This window comes from Streptomyces sp. NRRL F-5123, assembly GCF_000721495.1.
GTDB lineage: Bacteria > Actinomycetota > Actinomycetes > Streptomycetales > Streptomycetaceae > Actinacidiphila.
This window is the reverse complement of the sequence record NZ_JOHY01000008.1, coordinates 122,883-143,154: the sequence shown is the minus strand read 5'-3', so window position 1 is coordinate 143,154 and position 20,272 is coordinate 122,883. Positions and strand designations below refer to the sequence as shown.

Sequence of the window (20,272 nt, the reverse complement as noted above, 5' to 3'; positions counted from 1 at the left end):
GGGCGCGGCGGGGGCGCCGCGGGCCGGGCCGGCCCGCGGGGGTCACTCCCCCGCGGGCCGGCCACCGCTCACTTCGTGCCGAGTTCGTAGAACCGGAACATCGTCGGGTCGAGCGCCTTGTCGGCGCCGGTGACGCCGTCGCGGATCACGACGGTCTGCTTGCCCTGCCACAGCGGGATGATCGGGACGTCCTCCGCCACGATCTTCTGGATGTCGGCGAAGGCCTGGTCGCGGACGGTCTTGTCGTCCGTGCCCTGCTCCTTGCTGAGCAGCGACAGGATCTGCGGGTTGAGGTAGCCGGTGCCGAGGAAGGGCTCCTTGGTCAGGAACGGCGCGACGTCGTTGTCGGGGTCCGGCAGGTCCGGGTACCAGCCGATCATGTACGAGGCGTACGTGTCGGACTTCTCGTCCTTCTGGTACTGCTGCCACTCGGTGGAGCTGAGGGTGACCTTGAACAGGCCGGTGGCCTCCAGCTGCCGCTTGATGGCGGTGGCCTCGTCGGCGGACGCGGCACCGTAGTGGGTGGGCGTCCAGGCGTACGCGAGGCTCACCGGCGTCTTGATGCCGGCGGCGTCGAGCAGTGCCTTGGCCTTGGCGGTGTCGGGCTGGCCGTACTTGTCCTTGAAGGCGTCCGTGTGGCCCTCGATGCCGTTGCCGACCATCGAGTAGAGCGGCGCGACGGTGTCGTCGTACGCCTCCTTGGCGATGCCGGCGCGGTCGATGACCTGGGCGACGGCCTGCCGCACGGCCTTCTGGTCGGCGGGCTTCACCTTGGCGTCGAAGACCATGTAGCGCTTCTCGGTGCCGGTGCCCTCCAGGACCTGGACGCCGGAGGTCTTCTTCAGGTCCTCGGTGTCGGTCGGCGACAGGCTGCGGAAGGCGGCGGTCACGGTGCCGTCCTTGACGGCCTGCTTGAGCGCGGAGGCCTCGGAGAAGTACTGCAGCACGACCTGGCTGTTGTTCAGCTTGGCGTCGCCCTTGTACTTCGGGTTGGCCTTCAGCGACGCCTGCTGCTTGGCGGTGTACTTGTCCAGGGTGTACGGGCCGGAGCCGACGATCTTCGAGCCGTCGAGCAGCTTGTCGGCGGGGAAGACCTTCTCGTCGACGATCGTGCCGGCGTCGGTGGCGAGCACCGAGGGGAAGGTCGAGTCGGGGTTCTTCAGGTGGAAGGTGACCTGGTCGGTCCCGGTGACCGTGGTGTTGTCCAGGTTGGCCAGCAGGCTGGAGGGGCCGTTGGGAGCGGCGATCTTCAGCATCCGGTCGAAGGTGAACTTCACGGAGGCCGCGGTGAGCGGGTCACCGTTGGAGAACACCAGGCCGGGCTGCATCTGGCAGGCGTACGTCTTGGGGTCGGTGAAGGAGCAGCTCTTGGCCGCGTCCGGGACCGGCGTGGTGGCACCGGTCGGGAAGTGCATGACCTTCTGGTAGACGCTGTCGATGATCTCCCAGGAGCCGTAGTCGTACGCTCCCGCGGGGTCCAGCGAGGACACCGAGTCGGTGGTGCCGACGATCACGGCACCCTTGCCGCCACCGTTGCCACCGCCGCTGCTGTCGGACGAATTATCCTTTTTGCCACCGCACGCAGAGGCGCCGATAGCCAGGAAGGCCACGGCGGCTGCGGCGACGACACGCTTGTTTCGTGACATCCAGTGAATCCCCTTGCTCACATGCCGGTCGGTTTGAGTCGGCATCGACCGCCCTGGACATTAGCGGGGTGGCCGTCATCCACCGGGACACGGAGTGATTGAGGGGACATTACATACCGGTAACAGGACGTTCACCACCGATATGCGAACGTCCGGGCTATCGATCAGCGGGGCGTCAAAAGCGACATATCACCCCGGTAAGAAACCGATAAGTGAAATCTCACCCAGGCGCGCCACCCACTGTCGATGGGGCGTCGTGTGACAATCATCACACTGCCCGGATTCCACTTCGTGAGATGCTATTCAGCAATCACCGTCAGTGAAGATCCACATTCACAGAGCCCCGGACCAGGGACCTCAGGAACGGCACGTTCACCTGGTCGAGGGAGCTGACGACGGTGCGCCGGGGGGCGGCCGGAATCGGCACCAGCGACGGCACCGCGACCACATGGCAGCCTGCCGCCTCACCGGACGCCACGCCCGTCACGGTGTCCTCGACCACCACGCAGCGGGCCGGGTCCGCGCCCAGCCGCCGGGCCGCCGTCAGATACGGGTCGGGGTAGGGCTTGGTACGGGCGATCTCGTCCCCCGCGAGGGTGAAGGTGAAGTTCTCGGCGCCCAGGGTGCGCAGCATGGCGTCGATCGTGCGCCGGTGCGAGGCCGACACCAGCGCCGTGGGCACCCCGTGCGCCGCCAGCTCCGTCAGCAGCCGGCGCGCGCCGGGCATCAGCGGGGCGCCGCGCGCGATCAGCTCCTCGAAGCGGGTGTCGATCGCGACCATCAGCTCGGCGAGCGTCGCGGTGGTGCCGGTGACCTCCATGAGGTGGCCGACGCTGCGCGCCATCGGGCCGCCCACCACCACCGCCTTGTGCACCTCGTCCAGCACGTGCCCCAGGTCCGCGAACACCCCCGTCTCGGCCGCCCACCAGATGCCCTCGGTGTCCACGAGGGTGCCGTCCATGTCCAGCAGCACGGCCTGGAGCTCCTGGCCGTACGCCGGACGGGTGGCGGCGACGGGGATGCTGCTGGTCATAGGCTCACTCCTCGGCCGAGGTGCGGATCCGGCCCGGCACCGGCCCGGAAGCCGGTCGCGGAGCGCCCCGTCCTGGGGGACACGAAGGCCGGTCGTCTCCGGTACGCGGGGGCTCCGCGTACCGGAGACGACCGGCCTTCGCCGGACCCACCAGTCTACGTCGCACCGCCCGGACACGCCTGACGGGCAGGCAACAGCCGTGTGGCGTCCCGGTGACGCGCCCGGGGGCGCTCCGGGCGCTCACGGGCGGGTACGGGGCTCAGGGCGGGCTCAGCGGGCGTTGAAGTACTTCGCCTCGGGGTGGTGGATCACGATCGCGTCGGTGGACTGCTCCGGGTGCAGCTGGAACTCCTCCGACAGCTTCACGCCGATCCGCTCCGGCTCCAGCAGCGCCGCGATCTTCGCCCGGTCCTCCAGGTCGGGGCAGGCGCCGTAGCCGAGCGAGAAGCGCGCGCCGCGGTACTTCAGCGCGAACATGTCCGTCATCTCGCCGGGGTCCTCGCCCGCGAAGCCCAGCTCCGCGCGCACCCGGGCGTGCCAGTACTCGGCGAGCGCCTCGGCGAGCTGCACGGACAGCCCGTGCAGCTCCAGGTAGTCGCGGTAGGAGTCGGCGGCGAACAGCTCGTTCGCGGCCTCGGAGATCCTGCTTCCCATCGTGACCACCTGGAAGCCGACGACGTCGGTCTCACCGGACTCCTCGGGCCGGAAGAAGTCGGCCAGGCACAGCCGCCGGCCCCGGCGCTGCCGCGGGAAGGTGAAGCGGGTGCGCTCGCTGCCGTCCTCGTGCAGCACGATCAGGTCGTCGCCCTTGGACACGCACGGGTAGTAGCCGTACACCACCGCGGCCTCCAGCAGCCCCTCGGACTGCAGCCGGGTCAGCAGCCCGCGCAGCCGCGGCCGCCCCTCGCTCTCCACCAGCTCCTCGTACGACGGCCCCGACGCGCGCGACTGCTTCAGGCCCCACTGGCCCTTGAAGAGCGCGCCCTCGTCCAGCCAGGAGGCGTAGTCGGCCAGCGGGATGCCCTTGACCACCCGGCTGCCCCAGAACGGCGGCTCGGGCACCGGGTTGTCCACCGCGACGTCCGAGCGCACCGGGCCGCGCGACTCGTCCGCCGCCGCGTCCTGCTCGTCCTGCTCGCCGGCCGGGCGGATCGGCACCCGGCGCTGCTTCAGCTCGGGCAGCGCCGCTCCCGGCACCCCGCGCTTGACGCCGATCAGCGCGTCCATCAGCCGCAGGCCCTCGAAGGCGTCGCGGGCGTAGCGGACCTCGCCCAGGTACACCTCGTGCAGGTCCTGCTCGACGTAGGCCCTGGTCAGGGCGGCGCCGCCGAGGATGACGGGGTAGTCGGCGGCGAGGCCGCGCTGGTTGAGCTCTTCCAGGTTCTCCTTCATCACCACGGTGGACTTCACCAGCAGCCCTGACATGCCGATGACGTCGGCGCGGTGCTCCTGGGCGGCGTCCAGGATCGCCGAGACGGGCTGCTTGATGCCCAGGTTGACGACGTTGTAGCCGTTGTTGGACAGGATGATGTCGACCAGGTTCTTGCCGATGTCGTGCACGTCGCCGCGCACCGTGGCCAGCACGATGGTGCCCTTGCCGCCGCCGTCGTCGCTCTTCTCCATGTGCGGTTCGAGGTAGGCGACGGCGGTCTTCATGACCTCGGCGGACTGGAGCACGAACGGCAGCTGCATCTGGCCGGAGCCGAACAGCTCGCCGACGGTCTTCATGCCGGCCAGCAGCGTCTCGTTGACGATGTCCAGGGCGGGGCGCTCGGCGAGCGCGGCGTCCAGGTCGTCGGTCAGGCCGTTCTTCTCGCCGTCCACGATGCGCCGCTGCAGCCGCTCGTCCAGCGGCAGCGCCGCCAGCTCCTCGGCCTTGCCCGCCTTGACGGACTTGGCGTCCACGCCCTCGAACAGCTCCATGAGCCGCTGCAGCGGGTCGTAGCCCTCGCGCCGGTTGTCCCAGATCAGGTCGTACGCGGCCTGCCGCTGCTCCTCGGGGATGCGGGCGATGGGCACGATCTTGGAGGCGTGCACGATCGCCGAGTCCAGGCCGGCCTTGACGCACTCGTCGAGGAAGACGGAGTTGAGGACCACACGGGCGGCGGGGTTGAGGCCGAAGGAGATGTTGGACAGGCCCAGGGTGGTCTGCACGTCGGGGTGGCGGCGCTTGAGCTCGCGGATGCCCTCGATCGTCGCGGCGCCGTCCTTGCGGGACTCCTCCTGGCCGGTGCAGATGGTGAAGGTCAGGCAGTCGACGAGGATGTCGGACTCGCGGACGCCCCAGTTGCCGGTCAGGTCGGCGATCAGCCGCTCGGCGATCTCGACCTTCTTCTCGGCGGTCCTGGCCTGGCCCTCCTCGTCGATGGTGAGCGCGATGAGCGCGGCGCCGTGCTGGACGGCGAGCGCGGTGACCTTCGCGAAGCGCGACTCGGGGCCGTCGCCGTCCTCGTAGTTGACGGAGTTCAGCACCGCCCGGCCGCCCAGCTTCTCCAGGCCCGCGCGCAGCACGTCGACCTCGGTGGAGTCCAGCACGATCGGCAGCGTGGAGGCGGTCGCGAAGCGCCCGGCGATCTCGGCCATGTCGGCGGCGCCGTCCCGGCCGACGTAGTCCACGCACAGGTCCAGCAGGTGGGCGCCCTCCCGGATCTGCTCGCGCGCCATCTCGACGCAGTCCTCCCAGCGGCCCTCCAGCATCGCCTCGCGGAACTTCTTCGAGCCGTTGGCGTTGGTGCGCTCGCCGATCGCCAGGTAGGAGGTGTCCTGGCGGAAGGGAACGGTCTGGTAGAGCGAGGACGCGCCGGGCTCGGGGCGGGGCGAGCGGGGGGTCAGCTCGTGGCCGCCGATGCGGTCGACGAGCTGCCGCAGGTGCTCGGGCGTGGTGCCGCAGCAGCCGCCGACGAGCGACAGTCCGTACTCGGCGGCGAAGGTCTCGTGCGCGTCGGCCAGCTCGGAGGGGCTGAGCGGGTAGTGCGCGCCGTCCTTGGTGAGGATCGGCAGGCCGGCGTTGGGCATGCAGGTCAGCGGGATGCGGGAGTGCCGGGCGAGGTAGCGCAGGTGCTCGCTCATCTCGGCGGGGCCGGTGGAGCAGTTCAGCCCGATCAGGTCGATGCCGAGCGGCTCCAGGGCGGTGAGGGCGGCGCCGATCTCGGAGCCGAGCAGCATGGTGCCGGTGGTCTCGACGGCGACCGAGCAGATGAGGGGCAGGTCGACGCCCGCCTCGGCCATGGCCTGCCGGGAGCCGATGAGCGCGGCCTTGACCTGCAGCAGGTCCTGCATCGTCTCGACGACGAGGGCGTCGGCGCCGCCGGCGATGAGGCCTGCCGCGTTGGCGTGGTAGCCGTCGCGCAGGTGGCCGTAGGTGGTGTGGCCGAGGGTGGGCAGCTTGGTGCCGGGGCCGATCGAGCCGAGGACCCAGCGCTGCCGGCCGTCGGCGGAGAAGCCGTCGGCGACCTCGCGGGCGATGCGGGCGCCGGCCTCGGCCAGCTCGAAGATGCGGTCCTCGATGTCGTACTCGGCCATGGCGGTGGCGTTGGCGCCGAAGGTGTTGGTCTCGACGCAGTCCACGCCGGCCGCGAAGTACGCCTCGTGCACCGACCGCACGATGTCGGGGCGGGTGATGTTGAGGACCTCGTTGCAGCCTTCGAGCTGCTGGAAGTCGTCGAGGGTCGGCTCCTGCGCCTGGAGCATCGTGCCCATGGCGCCGTCGGCGACGACGATGCGGGAGGCGAGTGCCTCGCGGAGGGCGGCGGCGCGGGCGTTGCTCGCGGTGGCGGACGAGGGGGACGGCGAGGCCATGGAACTGCTCCCTGGGATGCGACGGCTGTCGGCTATGCACCGGTCCGTCCCCCGGGGGACGGACCATGCACCCCGCCAGCGTAGCCTTCCGGGCCGCCGGACCGGCGCGGCATTCCGAGGGGCGGACGGGTGGTGTGCGCCCCCCGTTTCCCGCCGCGCCCCTTCCGCGGGGCTCCGACCAGGGGAAATGTTTGACCCGTACAGGTCAATGGGGAGACTTCCGTCCTGCGGTCGACCAGGTGTCCAGATATCGAACGCGTACGCGACAAGGGGGTCGCTGTGTCCAACGGTCATATCGTCACCGGCGAGATCTTCGGAACCGCGGTGCTGATCCTGCTCGGATGCGGGGTCTGCGCCGCCGTGACACTCAAACGGTCCAAGGCCAGGGACGCGGGCTGGCTGGCGATCACCTTCGGCTGGGGCTTCGGCGTGCTGGGCGGCGCGTACATCGCCAACGGCTACTCCGGCGGCCATCTCAACCCCGCGGTCACGCTCGGCATAGCCATCAAGACCGGGCAGTGGTCGAAGGTGCCGTACTACCTCGTGGGACAGCTCGTGGGCGCCGTGATCGGCGCCTTCCTCGTCTGGGTGGCCTATCTCGGGCAGTTCTCCGCGCACATGGAGGGCCTCGGAGCCGCGCAGGGCGGCGCCCCGCCCGGCCCTGAGGAGGCCGCGGGCCGGGGCTCCCGGCCGGCCGGGCCCGTCCTGGGCGTCTTCTCCACCGGGCCGGAGATCCGCAACCCGGTGCAGAACCTGCTGACCGAGGCCGTCGCGACCTTCGTGCTGGTGCTCTTCGTCCTCACGCAGGGCATGACCGACGGTCTGGCGGAGAATGGAATGGGCATCCTGCTCACGGCCCTGATCGTGGTGGGCATCGGCCTGTCGCTGGGCGGGCCGACCGGCTACGCGATCAACCCGGCGCGCGACCTGGGGCCGCGGATCGTGCACGCCCTGCTGCCGCTGCCCGGCAAGGGCGGCTCCGACTGGGGCTACGCCTGGATCCCGGTGATCGGCCCGCTGGCCGGGGCCGCCATCGCGGGCGGGTTGTACCGGCTCGCGTTCACATAGACGGTAGGCGGATCACCGAAGCGCACGCCCGCAAGACCCGAGCCCGAGCACGAGCCCCCGGCTCCGGGCTTCGAGCCTCGACGAGGAGGACACCATGACCGACACGCCCGCCGGCGGTACGGGACCGTACATCGCCGCCATCGACCAGGGCACCACGTCCAGCCGCTGCATCGTCTTCGACCGCGACGGGCGGATCGTCGCCGTCGACCAGAAGGAGCACGAGCAGATCCTGCCCAGGCCCGGCTGGGTCGAGCACGACGCGGCCGAGATCTGGACCAACGTCCAGGAGGTCGTCGCCGGGGCGCTGCGCAAGGCCGGGGAGGACGTCCCGGGATTCACCCCGTCGGACGTCAAGGCGATCGGCATCACCAACCAGCGCGAGACGACCCTGCTGTGGGACAAGAACACCGGCCAGCCGGTGCACAACGCGATCGTCTGGCAGGACACCCGCACCGACGCGCTGTGCCGCGAGCTGGGCCGCAACGTCGGCCAGGACCGCTTCCGGCGGCAGACCGGCCTGCCGCTCGCGTCGTACTTCGCCGGGCCCAAGGTGCGCTGGCTGCTGGACCACGTGGACGGCCTGCGGGAGCGCGCCGAGGCCGGGGAGATCCTCTTCGGCACCATGGACTCCTGGGTGATCTGGAACCTCACCGGCGGCGTCAACGGGGGCCGGCACGTCACGGACGTCACCAACGCCTCGCGGACCCTGCTGATGGACCTCAAGACGCTCCAGTGGGACGAGAAGATCTGCGCCTCGATCGGCGTGCCGACCGCGGTGCTGCCGGAGATCCGCTCGTCCTCGGAGGTCTACGGCAGCACGGACGTCGGCGGCCTGTCCGCGGTTCCCGTCGCCTCCGCGCTCGGCGACCAGCAGGCCGCGCTGTTCGGCCAGACGTGCTTCGCCGAGGGCGAGGCGAAGTCCACGTACGGCACCGGCACCTTCATGCTGATGAACACCGGCGAGACCCCGGTCAACTCCTACGCCGGGCTCATCACCACGGTGGGCTACCGGATCGGCGACGCCAAGCCCGTCTACGCGCTGGAGGGCTCCATCGCGGTGACCGGCTCGCTGGTGCAGTGGATGCGCGACCAGATGGGGCTCATCGGCACCGCCGCCGAGATCGAGACGCTCGCCGCGACGGTCGAGGACAACGGCGGCGCGTACTTCGTACCCGCCTTCTCCGGCCTCTTCGCCCCCTACTGGCGCTCCGACGCGCGCGGGGTGATCGCCGGGCTCACGCGGTACGTCACCAAGGCGCACCTGGCGCGGGCGGTCCTGGAGGCGACCGCGTGGCAGACCCGGGAGATCGCCGACGCGATGCTCAAGGACTCCGGCACCGAGGTCACCACCCTCAAGGTCGACGGCGGCATGACCGCCAACAACCTGCTGATGCAGACGCTGTCGGACTTCCTCGACGTGCCCGTGGTGCGCCCGATGGTCGCCGAGACCACCTGTCTGGGCGCGGCCTACGCGGCGGGCCTGGCCATCGGCTTCTGGCCGGACACCGACGCGCTGCGGGAGAACTGGCGGCGGGCCGCGGAGTGGACCCCGCGCATGGACCCCACGCAGCGCGACAAGGAGTACAAGCAGTGGCTCAAGGCCGTCAAGGCGACCATGGGCTGGCTGGAGGACGAGGAGGAGCCGCGCGGCTGAGCCCGCCGTGTCCGGCCCCCGGCTCAGGGGAAGAGCGCGTCCAGCTCCGCGAAGAGCGCCGCGGGCACCTCGCCGCCGGTGCGCCCCAGCAGGGTGCGCCAGTGCCCGCGGCCCTCGTGCCACAGGGCCGCGGGTGTCCCGGCGGCGACGGCCGCGACCGTACGGGCGGGCAGCTCGTCCTCCGCGGCGCGCGACGGGGTCAGCCAGTGCGCGGTGCTGCCCCCGGCGAGCCGGGCCATCCACAGCAGGTGCCGGGCGGCGTGCGCGTGCGCGTCCTGCGCGCGCAGCCGCTCGCCGCGCGCGGTCACGTGCGCGGCGAGCACCAGCCAGTTCGCGAAGCGCCCGCACAGGTCGGCGGTCTCCGCGGGGCCGTCGGGGATGCGCGGGCGCTCGGGCAGGGCGGCCAGCACGGGCGCGAGCGCGCCGTCCCGGTCGGTCACCACCATGGCCTCGACGGAGGCGCCGCGGGCCGGCCAGTCGCCGACCGAGGCGATGTCGCCGGTCGTCGCGAAGTGGAACTCGCCGCGCACCGGGCCCGGGAAGAGTGCCACATGGGTGCCGAACTCGTTGAGCAGCACCAGGTTCACCGGGGCGACCCGCGCGCACCACGCGGCCGGGTCGAGGACGGCCCGCGCGGCGGGGTCGAGGAAGAGCCAGAACTCGACGTCGCTGTGCTCGTCCCCCTCCCCCGCGGCGAAGGACCCGTACATCAGCGCGGCCCGGACCGTCTCGTCGGCGCGGCACACGTCCCGCACCCGGGCTATGAGGTCGTCCTGGATCACCCGGCCCAGTATGGGTCGCGGCCCGACAGGGCGACAGCGGTTTCCAGGGCGCCGGCGCCCTCGGGGATCCCGGCCGGCTCGGCGAAGCCCTTGTAGTCGCGGTACATCTGCGCGAAGCCGCGCACCCCTTCGAGCAGGCGCTCCGCGGTGGCGTCGGCGACCGTGTAGTCCTGGCCGGTGGCACGGGCCAGGTCCCAGCCGTGCAGGCACAGTTCGAGGAAGAGCATGCCCGCCATGGCCTCGGCGGACATGCCGTTCACCTCGCCCTCCCAGGCGGCCGGCTCGGACCACGCGGCGACCGAGCGGTCCAGCTGCGCCGCGTAGGCGGCCTGCCAGTCCGGCTCCGCGGTGAAGTCGCGGGTGTCCAGGCCCTCGGGGTGCGGATCGCGCCGGGCGCGTAGTTCCATGCCGATACCGGTGTACGCCACCAGGTGGTTGATCAGGGTGCGGGTGTCGAAGTCGGCGCAGGGCGTGGGCCCGGCGAGCTGGTCGGGGGTGACGGCCGCGGTGACGCGGGCCGCCTCGCGTGCGGCGTCGGCGATGTCTGCTGGGTAGGTCATGTCCCCGACGCTACGGCGGCCCGCCGCGGCCGGTATTGAAAAAACACGACACCGACGCGACACCGCATAGGCTGGGGCCCATGAGCAGGCACGGCTTCCACCGCGGGGTGCTGCGGCCGGAGACGGCCGCGGAATTCCTCCAGGTGCGGACGCACCCGCCCGCGCCCGGCCTGGCCGCGCTCGTGGACTTCTACTGGAACCCCCGCTGGGATCTGCGCGGCCGCGACCCGTACGAGCAGAAGGTGCTCGCGCACCCCAACGTGCACCTGGTCTTCGAGGACGCCGGGCCGCTCGTCTACGGGGTGCAGCGGGAGGTCTACGTACGGCGGCTGGCCGGCCGGGGACAGGCGTTCGGGGTCAAATTCCGGCCCGGGGCCTTCCGTGCCTTCTGCACCGAGCCGGTGGCCGCGCTGGCCGACCGCGCGGTGCCCGCCGCACCCTTCTTCGGCGCCGGGGCCGAGGTGACCGGGCAGCGGGTCCTGGCGCTGGACGACCTCGCGGAGATGGCCGCGCTCACCGACCGCTTCCTGCTCGGGCGGCTTCCCGCGGGGCCGCCCGACCCGCGTACCGCCGAGGTCGCCGCGCTCGTCGAGCGGATCACCGCGAGCCCCCAGCTCTTCCGGGTGGACGCGCTGGCCCGGGAGCTGGACATGCCCGTACGGCGGCTGCAGCGGCTCTTCGCCGACTACGTGGGCGCCTCGCCCAAGTGGGTGCTGCGCCGGGCCCGGCTGCACGAGGCCGCCGCCCGCGCCGACTCGGGCGCCGGGATCGACTGGGCCGCGCTCGCCGCGGACCTCGGCTACGCCGACCAGGCCCACCTCACGCGGGACTTCGCCGCCGCGGTGGGGGCACCGCCGGGCAGATACGCGGAGGCGTGAATCCCGGTTTCGTTAGGTGTTCGGGCCCTCCGGGCACATAATGAGGATATACATCGGAGGTCTGGCGGCGCTGCGGGCCTGAAGCAAGGGGAGGGCGCGGGATGGCGGTCACCGACGAGGCGATCGAGAAGATCAAGGAGATGATCGTCTCCGGAGCGCTGCGGCCCGGTGACCGGCTCCCCAAGGAGAGCGAACTCGCCGCCGAGCTGGGCCTTTCCCGCAATTCGCTGCGCGAGGCCGTACGGGCGCTGTCCCTCATCCGCATCCTCGACGTCCGGCAGGGCGACGGCACCTACGTCACGAGCCTCGACCCGCAGCTGCTGCTGGAGGCGCTGAGCTTCGTGGTGGACTTCCACCGCGACGACACGGTGCTCGAATTCCTGGCGGTGCGCCGCATCCTGGAGCCCGCGGCCACCGCGATGGCGGCGATCAGCATCCCCGAGGACGAGCTGGACGCCCTCCAGGGCAAGCTCGACGCGCTGGGCGCGCAGCCCTCCGTGGAGGAGCTCGTCGCTTCCGACCTGGAGTTCCACCGCGGGATCGTCACCGCGTCCGGCAACTCCGTCCTGTGCTCCCTGCTCGACGGCCTGTCCGGCCCCACGACCCGCGCCCGCGTCTGGCGCGGCCTCACCCAGGAGGACGCGGTGTCGCGTACGCTCCTGGAACACCGCGCGATCCTCGGCGCCCTTCGCGACCGCGACGCGGAGGCTGCGCGAAGCTGGGCGACGGTCCACATCGCGTCCGTCGAGCAGTGGCTCCGCTCGACCCTGTGACCCCTGCCCCGCCAGGCCGGCTGACTGCCGGGACCTTGCGGTCCGCTGCGGCTTGTCGCGCAGTTCTCCCCCAGGCTTCGCCCGGGAGGAGCCTGGGGGAGAACTGCGCGCGCGACCACGACGGCGGGAAGATCGCGACTCCCACCGCAGGAGGCAGCCCGGGGCGTCAGCCCAGCCCGTACACCTCGGCAGCGGTACCGCCGAAGACGGCGGCGGACTCCGCCGGGGAGAGGTCAGAGGTCGCCTCTGCCGCGAGGGCGAGCACGTCGCCGTAGGACGCGGCCAGCGTGCAGACCGGCCAGTCGGAGCCGAACATGACGCGGCCCGGGCCGAATACGGACAGCACGTGCCGTGCGTACGGCAGGAGGGCGGCCGGCTCCCAGCCGGACCGGTCCGCCTCGGTCACGAGCCCCGACAGCTTGCACACCACGTTCGGCAGCGCCGCGAGTTCGGCCACCTGCGTGGCCCACGGCTCCCACTCGCCGGAGGCGATACGCGGCTTGGCCGCGTGGTCGAGGACGAAGCGGAGGTCGGGCAGCGCGGCCACCGTGTCGAGGGCCGCGGGCAGTTCCCGCGGGGTCACGAGCAGGTCGTACGCGAGGCCGGCCGCGGCGACGGTGGCGAGGCCCCGGCGGACGCCCGCGCGGGCGAGCCACCACGGGTCTGCCTCGTCCTGGACCTGGTGCCGTATCCCGACCAGCGGCCCGGCCGGCGAGGCCAGGACGTCCCCCAGCGCCGGGTCCGTGAGGTCGGCCCAGCCGACGACGCCCGCGATGCGCCCGCCGGAGCCCGCGGCCGCGTCCAGCAGTTCGCGGGTCTCGTCCGGCGAGGAGCTGGACTGGACGACCACCGTGGCGTCCAGACCGTGCCCGTCGAGCAGCGGTTCCAGCTCGGCGAAGGCGAACGTGCGGGCGATGGGGTCGAGTTCGGGCCCGGTCATCCAGGGCTGCGGGCGCCGGTCGAGGTCCCACAGGTGGTGGTGGGCGTCGATCCGCCGCGCCCCGCGTACCGCTTGGGGCATCGTCACTCCCCCGCGGTGAGCGGCAGCGGCACGTCCGCGTCGAGCAGTCCCTCGCCGACGAGGGCGTGCCACATCGCGTCGGGGATGTCGTGGCCGAACATGGCCTCGTTGTCGCGGACCTCGTCCGCGTTCGCCGCGCCGACCAGCGCGGAGACGACGCTCGGGTGCGCGAAGGGGTAGCGCAGCGCGGCGGCGCGCAGCGGGACGCCGAAGTCGCCGCAGACGCGGGCCATGGCGAGCGCCCGGTCGACGAGCGGCTGCGGCGCGGCAGCGTAGTTGTAGTGCGCGCCGGGCCCGGGGTCGGCGAGCAGCCCCGAGTTGTAGACACCGCCGACGACGACGGCGGTGCCGCGGCGCTCGCACACCGGCAGCAGGTCGTCGTAGGCGGTGCGCTCCAGCAGCGTCCAGCGGCCCGCGCACAGCACCACGTCGACGTCGAGGTCGGCGACGAGGCGGGCGAGCACGCCGCTGAGGTTCATGCCGAAGCCGATGGCCTTGACCACGCCCTGGTCGCGGAGTTCCGCGAGGGCGGGGAAACCGCTGTCGTAGACCTCCGGGAGGTGGTCCTCGACGTCGTGCAGGTAGACGATGTCGACGGCGTCCACGCCGAGCCGCTCCAGCGAGCCCTCCAGCGTGGCGCGGATGCCGTCGGCGGTGAAGTCCCAGACCCTGGCGCGGGCCGGGACGTCGGTGAAGCCCTGGCCGTCGGGCTCCTCGCCCGGCGCCAGGTCCCGCAGCCTGCGCCCGACCTTGGTGGACAGCACGTACGAGGCGCGGTCCCGGCCGGCGAGCGCCCGGCCCAGCCGCTCCTCGGAGCGGCCGAGGCCGTAGTGCGGGGCGGTGTCGAGGTAGGTGACGGGCCGGCCCGCGTCGAAGGCGGCGGCCACGGTGGCCGCCGCCTCCTCGTCGGTGACGGCGCGGTAGAGGTTGGCCAGCGGCGCGCAGCCGAGGCCGAGCCGGGGCAGTGCCGGGAGGGGCATACGTGGTGTCTTTCTGCGGGCCCGGCCGGCTGCGCGCCGGGAGGGGGAGGGGACGGGGGGACGGTGGTGTCAGTCCTGCTTCTCGCCGCTGGCGAAGCGGGAGATGATCAGGGCGACGATGATGATGGCACCGTAGAGGAACTTGTCCCACAGCGGCGGCACACCGCCGAGGGTGGTGACGTTCACGACCAGTTGCAGGCTGACGACGCCGGTCAGGGCGCCGAAGAGGGTGCCCCGGCCGCCGTTGAGGCTGACCCCGCCGATGACGGTGGCGGCGAAGACCTGGAAGATCCAGCCGTCGCCCTGGGTGGCGGAGATGGCCCCGTAGTGGCCGGTGTAGAGCACGCCGGCGAAGGCGGCGACGAGGCCGCCGAGCGCCAGCACGATCCAGGTGATGCGGTCGACCCGGATGCCGGCCGCGCGGGCCGCCTCGGTGTTGCCGCCGATCGCGTAGAGGGCGCGGCCGTGCCGCAGGTAGCCGAGCGCGAGGCCGCCAACGACGAACAGCAGCAGGCAGATCCACACCGCCGCGGGCGCCCCCATCCACTCGGCCTTGCCGAGGTAGGAGAAGGACGCGGGCACGGCGACGATGGACTTGCCCTGGGCGACGCCGTCCTGGAGGCCGCGCAGCATGGTGAGCATGCCGAGCGTGGCGATGAAGCCGTTGACCCGCAGTTTCAGGATCAGGAAGCCGTTGACAGCGCCGATCAGCAGGCCGACCACCAGGCACACCGGGATCGAGGACCAGGTCGGGAAGAGCCCGATGCCGTGGAAGGTCGCCGGGCCGCTGCTGGGCATCACCAGCCACATCGCGATGACGGGTGCCACGCCGATGGTGGACTCCAGCGACAGGTCCATCCGGCCGCAGATCAGGATCATCGCCTCGGCGAGCACCAGCAGGCTCAGCTCGCTGCTCTGCTGGAGCACGCCGATCAGGTTGTCGGACGTCAGGAAGACCGGCGAGACGATGAAGCCGATGACGCCCAGCACGAAGATGACGGGTATCAGCGACAGGTCCCGGTAGCGGGCGAACCGGAAGCGCGGCGCCGCGGTGCGGGTCTTGCCGGACACCGCCGCGTCGGCGGTCAACTGGGTGGTCTCGCTCATTCCTCGGCTCCCTTGTCGCCGCCCGCACCCGCGGGCAGCCCTTCCATCGCCGAGACGAGGTCCCGGTCGCTCCATCCGCTGCCGAACTCCGCGATCACCCGTCCGTGGAAGAGCGCGATCACCCGGTCGCAGACCCGCAGGTCGTCGAGTTCGTCGGAGACGACGACGGCCGCGTCGCCGCGCTCGGCGACCCCGCGGACCACGCCGAGCAGCGAGTCCTTCGACTTGACGTCGACGCCCGCGGTGGGCCGGATCGCCACCAGCACCCGCGGGTCGCGGGCCAGCGCCCGCGCGATGACGACCTTCTGCTGGTTGCCGCCCGACAGGTCGGACACCGGCTGCGCGGGCCCGGAGGTCTTGATGTCCAGCGAGTCGATCATCCGCTGGGCGAAGCTCCGGGTCCGCGAGGGCAGCACGGTGCCGTACGGGCCGAGCTGGTCGGTCACCGTGAGGGTGGCGTTCTCGGCGACGCTGCGCCCGAGGACGAGCCCCTGCCGGTGCCGGTCCTCGGGGACGTAGCCGATCCCGGCGTTCAGCGCGTGCGGCACGCTGCCGGGCCGCACCACCGTGCCGGCCACCGCGGTGGTGCCGCCGGTGGCCCTGCGCAGGCCGACGAGGGTCTCGCCGAGTGCGGTGTTGCCGCTCGCGGTGGCGCCGGCCAGGCCCAGGACCTCGCCGGCCCGCACCGCGAAGTCGATGGGCTCGAAGACGCCCTCCAGCTCCAGTCCCGCGGCGCGCAGCACGGGTTCGCCGCCGGAGCCTTCGCCGGTTGCGCCGTCGCGGCCCTTGCCGCCTTCCTCCTTGACGAGGCCGGACGCCGCGTGCCAGTTCGTCGCGCCCTGCGCCGCCTCGCCCGTCATCGCCGCCACGAGGTCCGCCTTCCCCAGCTCCGCGACGGGCGAGGTGAGGATGTGGCGGGCGTCGCGGTAGACCGTGACGGTGCTGCACAGGTCGTAGACCTCCTGCAGGTGGTGCGAGATGAAGAGGAACGCGACGCCCTGCTGCTGGAGTTCGCGCAGCTTGGTGAACAGCCGGTCGATGCCGGACGCGTCCAGCTGCGCGGTGGGCTCGTCGAGGATGATGAAGCGGGCGCCGAACGAGAGCGCTCGCGCGATCTCCACGAACTGCCTCTGCTCCACGGTGAGGTCGGCGGCGCGGGTGGCGGGGTCGACGTCCACGCCGTATTCGGCGAGCAGCGCGGCGGCGTCGGCGCGCAGCTTCGGCCAGCGGATCCGGCCGCGTCCGAAGCGGTTGAGGAACAGGTTCTCGGCGACCGTCAGTTCGGGGACGACCATGGACTTCTGGTAGACGCAGGCGACCTTGGACTGCCAGGCGGCGGTGTCCCCGGCGGCGGGTGCGGGTTCGCCGAGGAAGGCGACCCGGCCCGCGTCGGGGGCGTGCAGCCCGGTCAGCACCGACACCAGCGTGGACTTGCCCGCACCGTTGCGGCCGACCAGCGCGTGCGAGTCGCCGACCGCCACGGTGATGCCCACCCGGTCCAGCGCCACGGTCGGGCCGAAGCGCATGACGATGCCCTCGGCGTGCACCGCGGGCGGTGCGGAGGAGGTGGACGGGGTGGAGGGCGTCGATGCGTTGCTCATCCGCGCTCAGCTCTTCCCGAGCTGGTTGGCCCACAGGTTCGGGTCGTCCACGTTGTCCTTGGTCACCAGCGGCGCCGGGAGCTGGTCCTCCAGGCCGTTGGGGATGGCGATGATGGTGGAGCCGTGGTCGGTCGGGCCGGGCTTGAAGGTCTGCCCGGCGAGCGCGGCCTTGGCGTAGTAGAGCGCGTACTTGGCGTAGAGGTCGGCCGGCTGGGAGATCGTGGCGTCGATCTTCCCCTCCTTGATGGCCTTGAACTCGTCCGGGATGCCGTCGTTGGAGATGATCGTGATGTGGCCCGGCGTGCCCGGCGGCTTGAGCAGGTGCTTCTGCTCCAGCAGGGCGAGCGTCGGCTGCAGGAAGGCCCCGCCGGCCTGCATGTAGATGCCGTTGACGTCCGGGTCGGAGGCGAGCGTGGTCTGCAGCTTCGCCGAGGCGACCTCGCCCTTCCAGTCGGTCGCGAGCGCGATGACCTTGATGCCCGGGTACTTGCTCTTCATGCAGGACGCGAACGCCTCGGAGCGGTCGCGGCCGTTGATGGAGTCGAGCGCGCCCTCGAACTCGACGACCTTGCCCTTGCCCCCGAGCTGCTTGCCCAGGTACTCGCACGCGTTGGAGCCGTACGCCTTGTTGTCGGCGCGCACGACCATGTAGACCTTGCCCTTGTCGGGGCGGGTGTCGACGCTGATCACCGGGATCTTCTTGCCGGCCAGCTTGTCCAGCGTTGAGGCGACGGCGCCGGTGTCCTGCGGGGCCATCACGACGGCCTTGGCACCCTGGTCGGTGAAGGTCTGGACGTTGGCGACGAGCTTGCCGATGTCGTTCTGCGAGTTGGTGCGGGGCAGGGCGGAGACGCCTTCGCTCTTGAGGTCCTTCTCTATGTAGCTGTTGTAGGAGTTCCAGAAGTCGGTGTCGGAGCGCGGCAGGTCGATGCCCACCTTGCCGGAGCTGCCGGCCTTGTCGTCGCTGCCTCTGTTGCAGCCGGCGAGCGCGGTGACCGCGAGAAGCGCCGTGAGGGCGGCAACGGTCGTCTTGCGCAGTCTCATCGTCGAGTTCTGCCCTTCGGGTGTGTGTCGGCTCGGGGTGGTGCGGGTGGTGCGGTGGTGCCGGTGGGTGGTGCGGTGGTGCCGGTGGTACGAGGTCGTGCCCGGTGGTGCGGTGCCGGCCGGGGTGCTCCGGCCGGCGGTGGTGTGCGCCGGTCAGTTGGCGGGGCGCACCCGCAGTCCCTGCATTCCGCCGTCCACGGCCAGGGCGGTGCCGGTGACACCGGCGGCCGCGGGGCTCGCCAGGTAGGCGATGGCGGCGGCGACCTCGTCGGCGGTCACCAGCCGGCCCATCGGCTGCCGGGCGTTGAGGGCGGCGCGCTCGGCGGCGGGGTCCCCGGCCTGGTCGAGCAGCCGGCCGATCCACGGGGTGTCGGCAGTCCCGGGATTGACGCAGTTGACGCGTATGCCCTCGCGTACGTGGTCCGCGGCCATCGCCAGTGTCAGCGAGAGGACCGCGCCCTTGCTCGCGCTGTACACGGCGCGCTGCGGCAGCCCCGCGGTCGCGGCTATGGAGCAGGTGTGGGTGATCGACGCGGTGCCGGGGCGTGCGGCGGCCGCCCGGCGCAGGTGCGGGAGCGCGGCGCGGGCGGTGCGGACCATGCCGAGGACGTTGACGTCCAGCACCCGCGACCACTCGTCGTCCGCGTTGTCCTCGACGGTGCCGATGGCGCCGATACCGGCGTTGCTCACCAGGACGTGCAGGCCGCCCAGCTCGCGTACCGCCTCCTCGACGGCGGCGCGCACGGCGGCGTCGTCGGTGACGTCGGCGGCGACCGGCAGGCAGCCCTCGGGGGCGCCGGACGGGTCGCGGTCCAGCACGGCCACGCGGGCCCCGCGCGCGGTGAGCAGGGCGGCGGTCGCCGCACCGATGCCGGAGGCGCCGCCGGTGACCAGGGCGGTCAGGCCGGCGAAGTCCTGGAGGGGTGCGGAAGTGGTGGTGCCGTCGGTCATCGGGTGAACTCCTGTCGCTGGGCGCGCGCCTGCCACACGGGCCCGTCGGGGTAGCGGTACTCCGTGAGCGTTTCGGGAACCATACGGGCCGAGAATCCCGGCGCCGTGGGGGCGACGTAGCGGCCGTTCTCGACGGCGGCGGGGTCGACGAAGTGCTCGTGCAGATGCGGTACGTACTCGATGACGCGGCCTTCGAGGCTGCCGGAGACCGCGACGTAGTCGAACATCGCCAGGTGCTGGACCAGCTCGCACAGACCCACCCCGCCCGCGTGCGGGCAGACCGGGACGCCGAACTTGGCGGCCAGCAGCAGGATCGCCAGGTTCTCGTTGACACCCGCCACGCGGGCGGCGTCGATCTGGACGAAGTCCACCGCACCGGCCTGCAGCAGCTGCTTGAAGACCACGCGGTTGGCGACGTGCTCGCCGGTGGCGACCCGGACGGGCTGCCCGGCGCGCACCGCGGCGTGCGCGAGGACGTCGTCGGGGCTGGTGGGCTCCTCTATCCAGTAGGGGTCGTACGGCGCCAGCGCCGCCATCCAGTCCAGGGCCTCGGCGACGTCCCAGCGCTGGTTGGCGTCGACCGCGATGCGGATGTCCGGGCCGACGGCGTCACGGGCCAGCCGCATCCGCCGCAGGTCGTCCTGAAGGTCGGCGCCGACCTTCAGTTTGATCTGGCCGAACCCGGCGGCGACCGCCTCCTTGGCGAGCCGGGTGAGCTTCTCGTCGGAGTAGCCGAGCCAGCCGGGCTCGGTGGTGTACGCCGGGTAGCCCTCCTTGCGCAGGGTCTCCGCGCGGGCGGCGCGGCCCGGTTCGGCGCGGCGCAGGATGTCCAGCGCCTCGTCGCGGGTCAGCGCGTCGCTGAGGTAGCGGAAGTCGACGAGGTCGACGAGCTGCTCGGGGCTCATGGAGGCGAGCAGCGCCCACACCGGCTTCCCGGCCTCGCGTGCGGCGAGGTCCCAGGCGGCGTTGACCACCGCCCCCGCGGCCATGTGCATCACCCCCTTCTCGGGGCCGAGCCAGCGCAGTTGCGAGTCATGGGTGAGCAGCCGGTAGAAGGCGCCGAGGTCGCCCGTGACACTGGCCACCGAGCGGCCGACGACGTAGGGTCGCAGCGCCTCGATCGCGGCGGCGACGACGTCGTTGCCCCGGCCGATGGTGAAGCACAGGCCGTACCCCGCGAGGTCGCCGGGGTCGTCGGTACGCAGTACGACGTAGGCGGCGGAGTAGTCGGGGTCGGGGTTCATGGCGTCCGAGCCGTCGAGCTGCTCCGAGGTCGGAAAGCGGACGTCGTACACGTCGACCTCGGTAATGGTCGGACTCATGCACACTCCCGTCGCGAGACATCGGATCTTTTCTTGGTGATCCGATGTATAGCG

16 protein-coding genes are annotated in these 20,272 nt (G+C 71.9%); 4 read left to right on the top strand and 12 right to left on the bottom strand.

The genetic code is table 11. The features are described 5' to 3' along the window. Nucleotides 1–68: 68 nt before the first annotated feature. The 3 genes from IH54_RS0110220 to metH form a co-directional block, all read right to left on the bottom strand. On the bottom strand, nt 69–1,646 hold the full coding sequence (locus IH54_RS0110220; protein ID WP_031515086.1) for an ABC transporter substrate-binding protein: 1,578 nt from the start codon (nt 1,644–1,646) through the stop codon (nt 69–71). A 316-nt stretch (nt 1,647–1,962) separates the two neighbouring features. Further along, nucleotides 1,963–2,679: an HAD family hydrolase gene (locus IH54_RS0110215; RefSeq protein WP_031515084.1), complete on the bottom strand. Its 717-nt coding sequence runs from the start codon at nt 2,677–2,679 to the stop codon at nt 1,963–1,965. A gap of 270 nt (nt 2,680–2,949) precedes the next feature. Continuing rightward, nucleotides 2,950–6,477 (bottom strand): methionine synthase, encoded by a 3,528-nt coding sequence (gene metH, locus IH54_RS0110210; RefSeq protein WP_031515081.1) that lies wholly within the window; start codon nt 6,475–6,477, stop codon nt 2,950–2,952. A 279-nt stretch (nt 6,478–6,756) separates the two neighbouring features. Here metH and IH54_RS0110205 point away from each other — a divergent pair, with 279 nt between their 5' ends. Then, complete coding sequence (locus IH54_RS0110205; RefSeq protein ID WP_031515080.1) at nt 6,757–7,545, top strand: MIP/aquaporin family protein; 789 nt, start codon at nt 6,757–6,759, stop codon at nt 7,543–7,545. Nucleotides 7,546–7,639: 94 nt separating this feature from the next. Further along, nucleotides 7,640–9,199, top strand: a complete 1,560-nt coding sequence (gene glpK, locus IH54_RS0110200; RefSeq protein ID WP_031515078.1) for a glycerol kinase GlpK — start codon at nt 7,640–7,642, stop codon at nt 9,197–9,199. A 23-nt stretch (nt 9,200–9,222) separates the two neighbouring features. Here glpK and IH54_RS0110195 read toward each other — a convergent pair whose 3' ends face one another. Then, entirely contained in the window at nt 9,223–9,981 is a 759-nt protein-coding gene (locus IH54_RS0110195; RefSeq protein ID WP_052397273.1) for a hypothetical protein, read from the bottom strand. Further along, nucleotides 9,978–10,541, bottom strand: coding sequence for a TIGR03086 family metal-binding protein (locus IH54_RS0110190; RefSeq protein ID WP_031515073.1), 564 nt, complete (start codon nt 10,539–10,541; stop codon nt 9,978–9,980). The genes IH54_RS0110195 and IH54_RS0110190 overlap by 4 nt, the downstream gene beginning before the upstream one ends. Nucleotides 10,542–10,621: 80 nt before the next feature. Between IH54_RS0110190 and IH54_RS0110185 the strand changes: the two genes are divergently transcribed. Both IH54_RS0110185 and IH54_RS0110180 read left to right on the top strand, forming a co-directional pair. Continuing rightward, nucleotides 10,622–11,419 (top strand): AraC family transcriptional regulator, encoded by a 798-nt coding sequence (locus IH54_RS0110185; protein ID WP_031515071.1) that lies wholly within the window; start codon nt 10,622–10,624, stop codon nt 11,417–11,419. Nucleotides 11,420–11,520: 101 nt separating this feature from the next. Further along, entirely contained in the window at nt 11,521–12,192 is a 672-nt protein-coding gene (locus IH54_RS0110180) for a FadR/GntR family transcriptional regulator (RefSeq protein WP_031515069.1), read from the top strand. A 166-nt stretch (nt 12,193–12,358) separates the two neighbouring features. On the opposite strand, the gene IH54_RS0110175 is transcribed toward IH54_RS0110180, so the two are convergent. The 7 genes from IH54_RS0110175 to IH54_RS0110145 all read right to left on the bottom strand — a co-directional run bounded on the left by IH54_RS0110175 (nt 12,359) and on the right by IH54_RS0110145 (nt 20,218). Then, the gene (locus IH54_RS0110175; RefSeq protein ID WP_031515067.1) at nt 12,359–13,213 is read right to left on the bottom strand and encodes an amidohydrolase family protein; all 855 of its coding nucleotides are present in this window, start codon (nt 13,211–13,213) and stop codon (nt 12,359–12,361) included. A 2-nt stretch (nt 13,214–13,215) separates the two neighbouring features. Continuing rightward, nucleotides 13,216–14,193 (bottom strand): aldo/keto reductase, encoded by a 978-nt coding sequence (locus IH54_RS0110170; RefSeq protein WP_031515065.1) that lies wholly within the window; start codon nt 14,191–14,193, stop codon nt 13,216–13,218. Nucleotides 14,194–14,262: 69 nt separating this feature from the next. Beyond that, entirely contained in the window at nt 14,263–15,300 is a 1,038-nt protein-coding gene (locus IH54_RS0110165; RefSeq protein WP_031515063.1) for an ABC transporter permease, read from the bottom strand. After that, nucleotides 15,297–16,901 carry a sugar ABC transporter ATP-binding protein gene (locus IH54_RS0110160; protein ID WP_052397272.1) on the bottom strand — a complete coding sequence of 535 codons (1,605 nt, stop codon included), beginning with the start codon at nt 16,899–16,901 and terminating at the stop codon, nt 15,297–15,299. The genes IH54_RS0110165 and IH54_RS0110160 overlap by 4 nt, the downstream gene beginning before the upstream one ends. 6 nt (nt 16,902–16,907) lie before the next feature. Then, entirely contained in the window at nt 16,908–17,945 is a 1,038-nt protein-coding gene (locus tag IH54_RS0110155; RefSeq protein WP_031515059.1) for a sugar ABC transporter substrate-binding protein, read from the bottom strand. 153 nt (nt 17,946–18,098) lie between these two features. Beyond that, entirely contained in the window at nt 18,099–18,896 is a 798-nt protein-coding gene (locus tag IH54_RS0110150; RefSeq protein ID WP_031515057.1) for an SDR family NAD(P)-dependent oxidoreductase, read from the bottom strand. Further along, nucleotides 18,893–20,218: an L-fuconate dehydratase gene (locus IH54_RS0110145; RefSeq protein ID WP_031515054.1), complete on the bottom strand. Its 1,326-nt coding sequence runs from the start codon at nt 20,216–20,218 to the stop codon at nt 18,893–18,895. The genes IH54_RS0110150 and IH54_RS0110145 overlap by 4 nt, the downstream gene beginning before the upstream one ends. Nucleotides 20,219–20,272 lie beyond the last annotated feature (54 nt).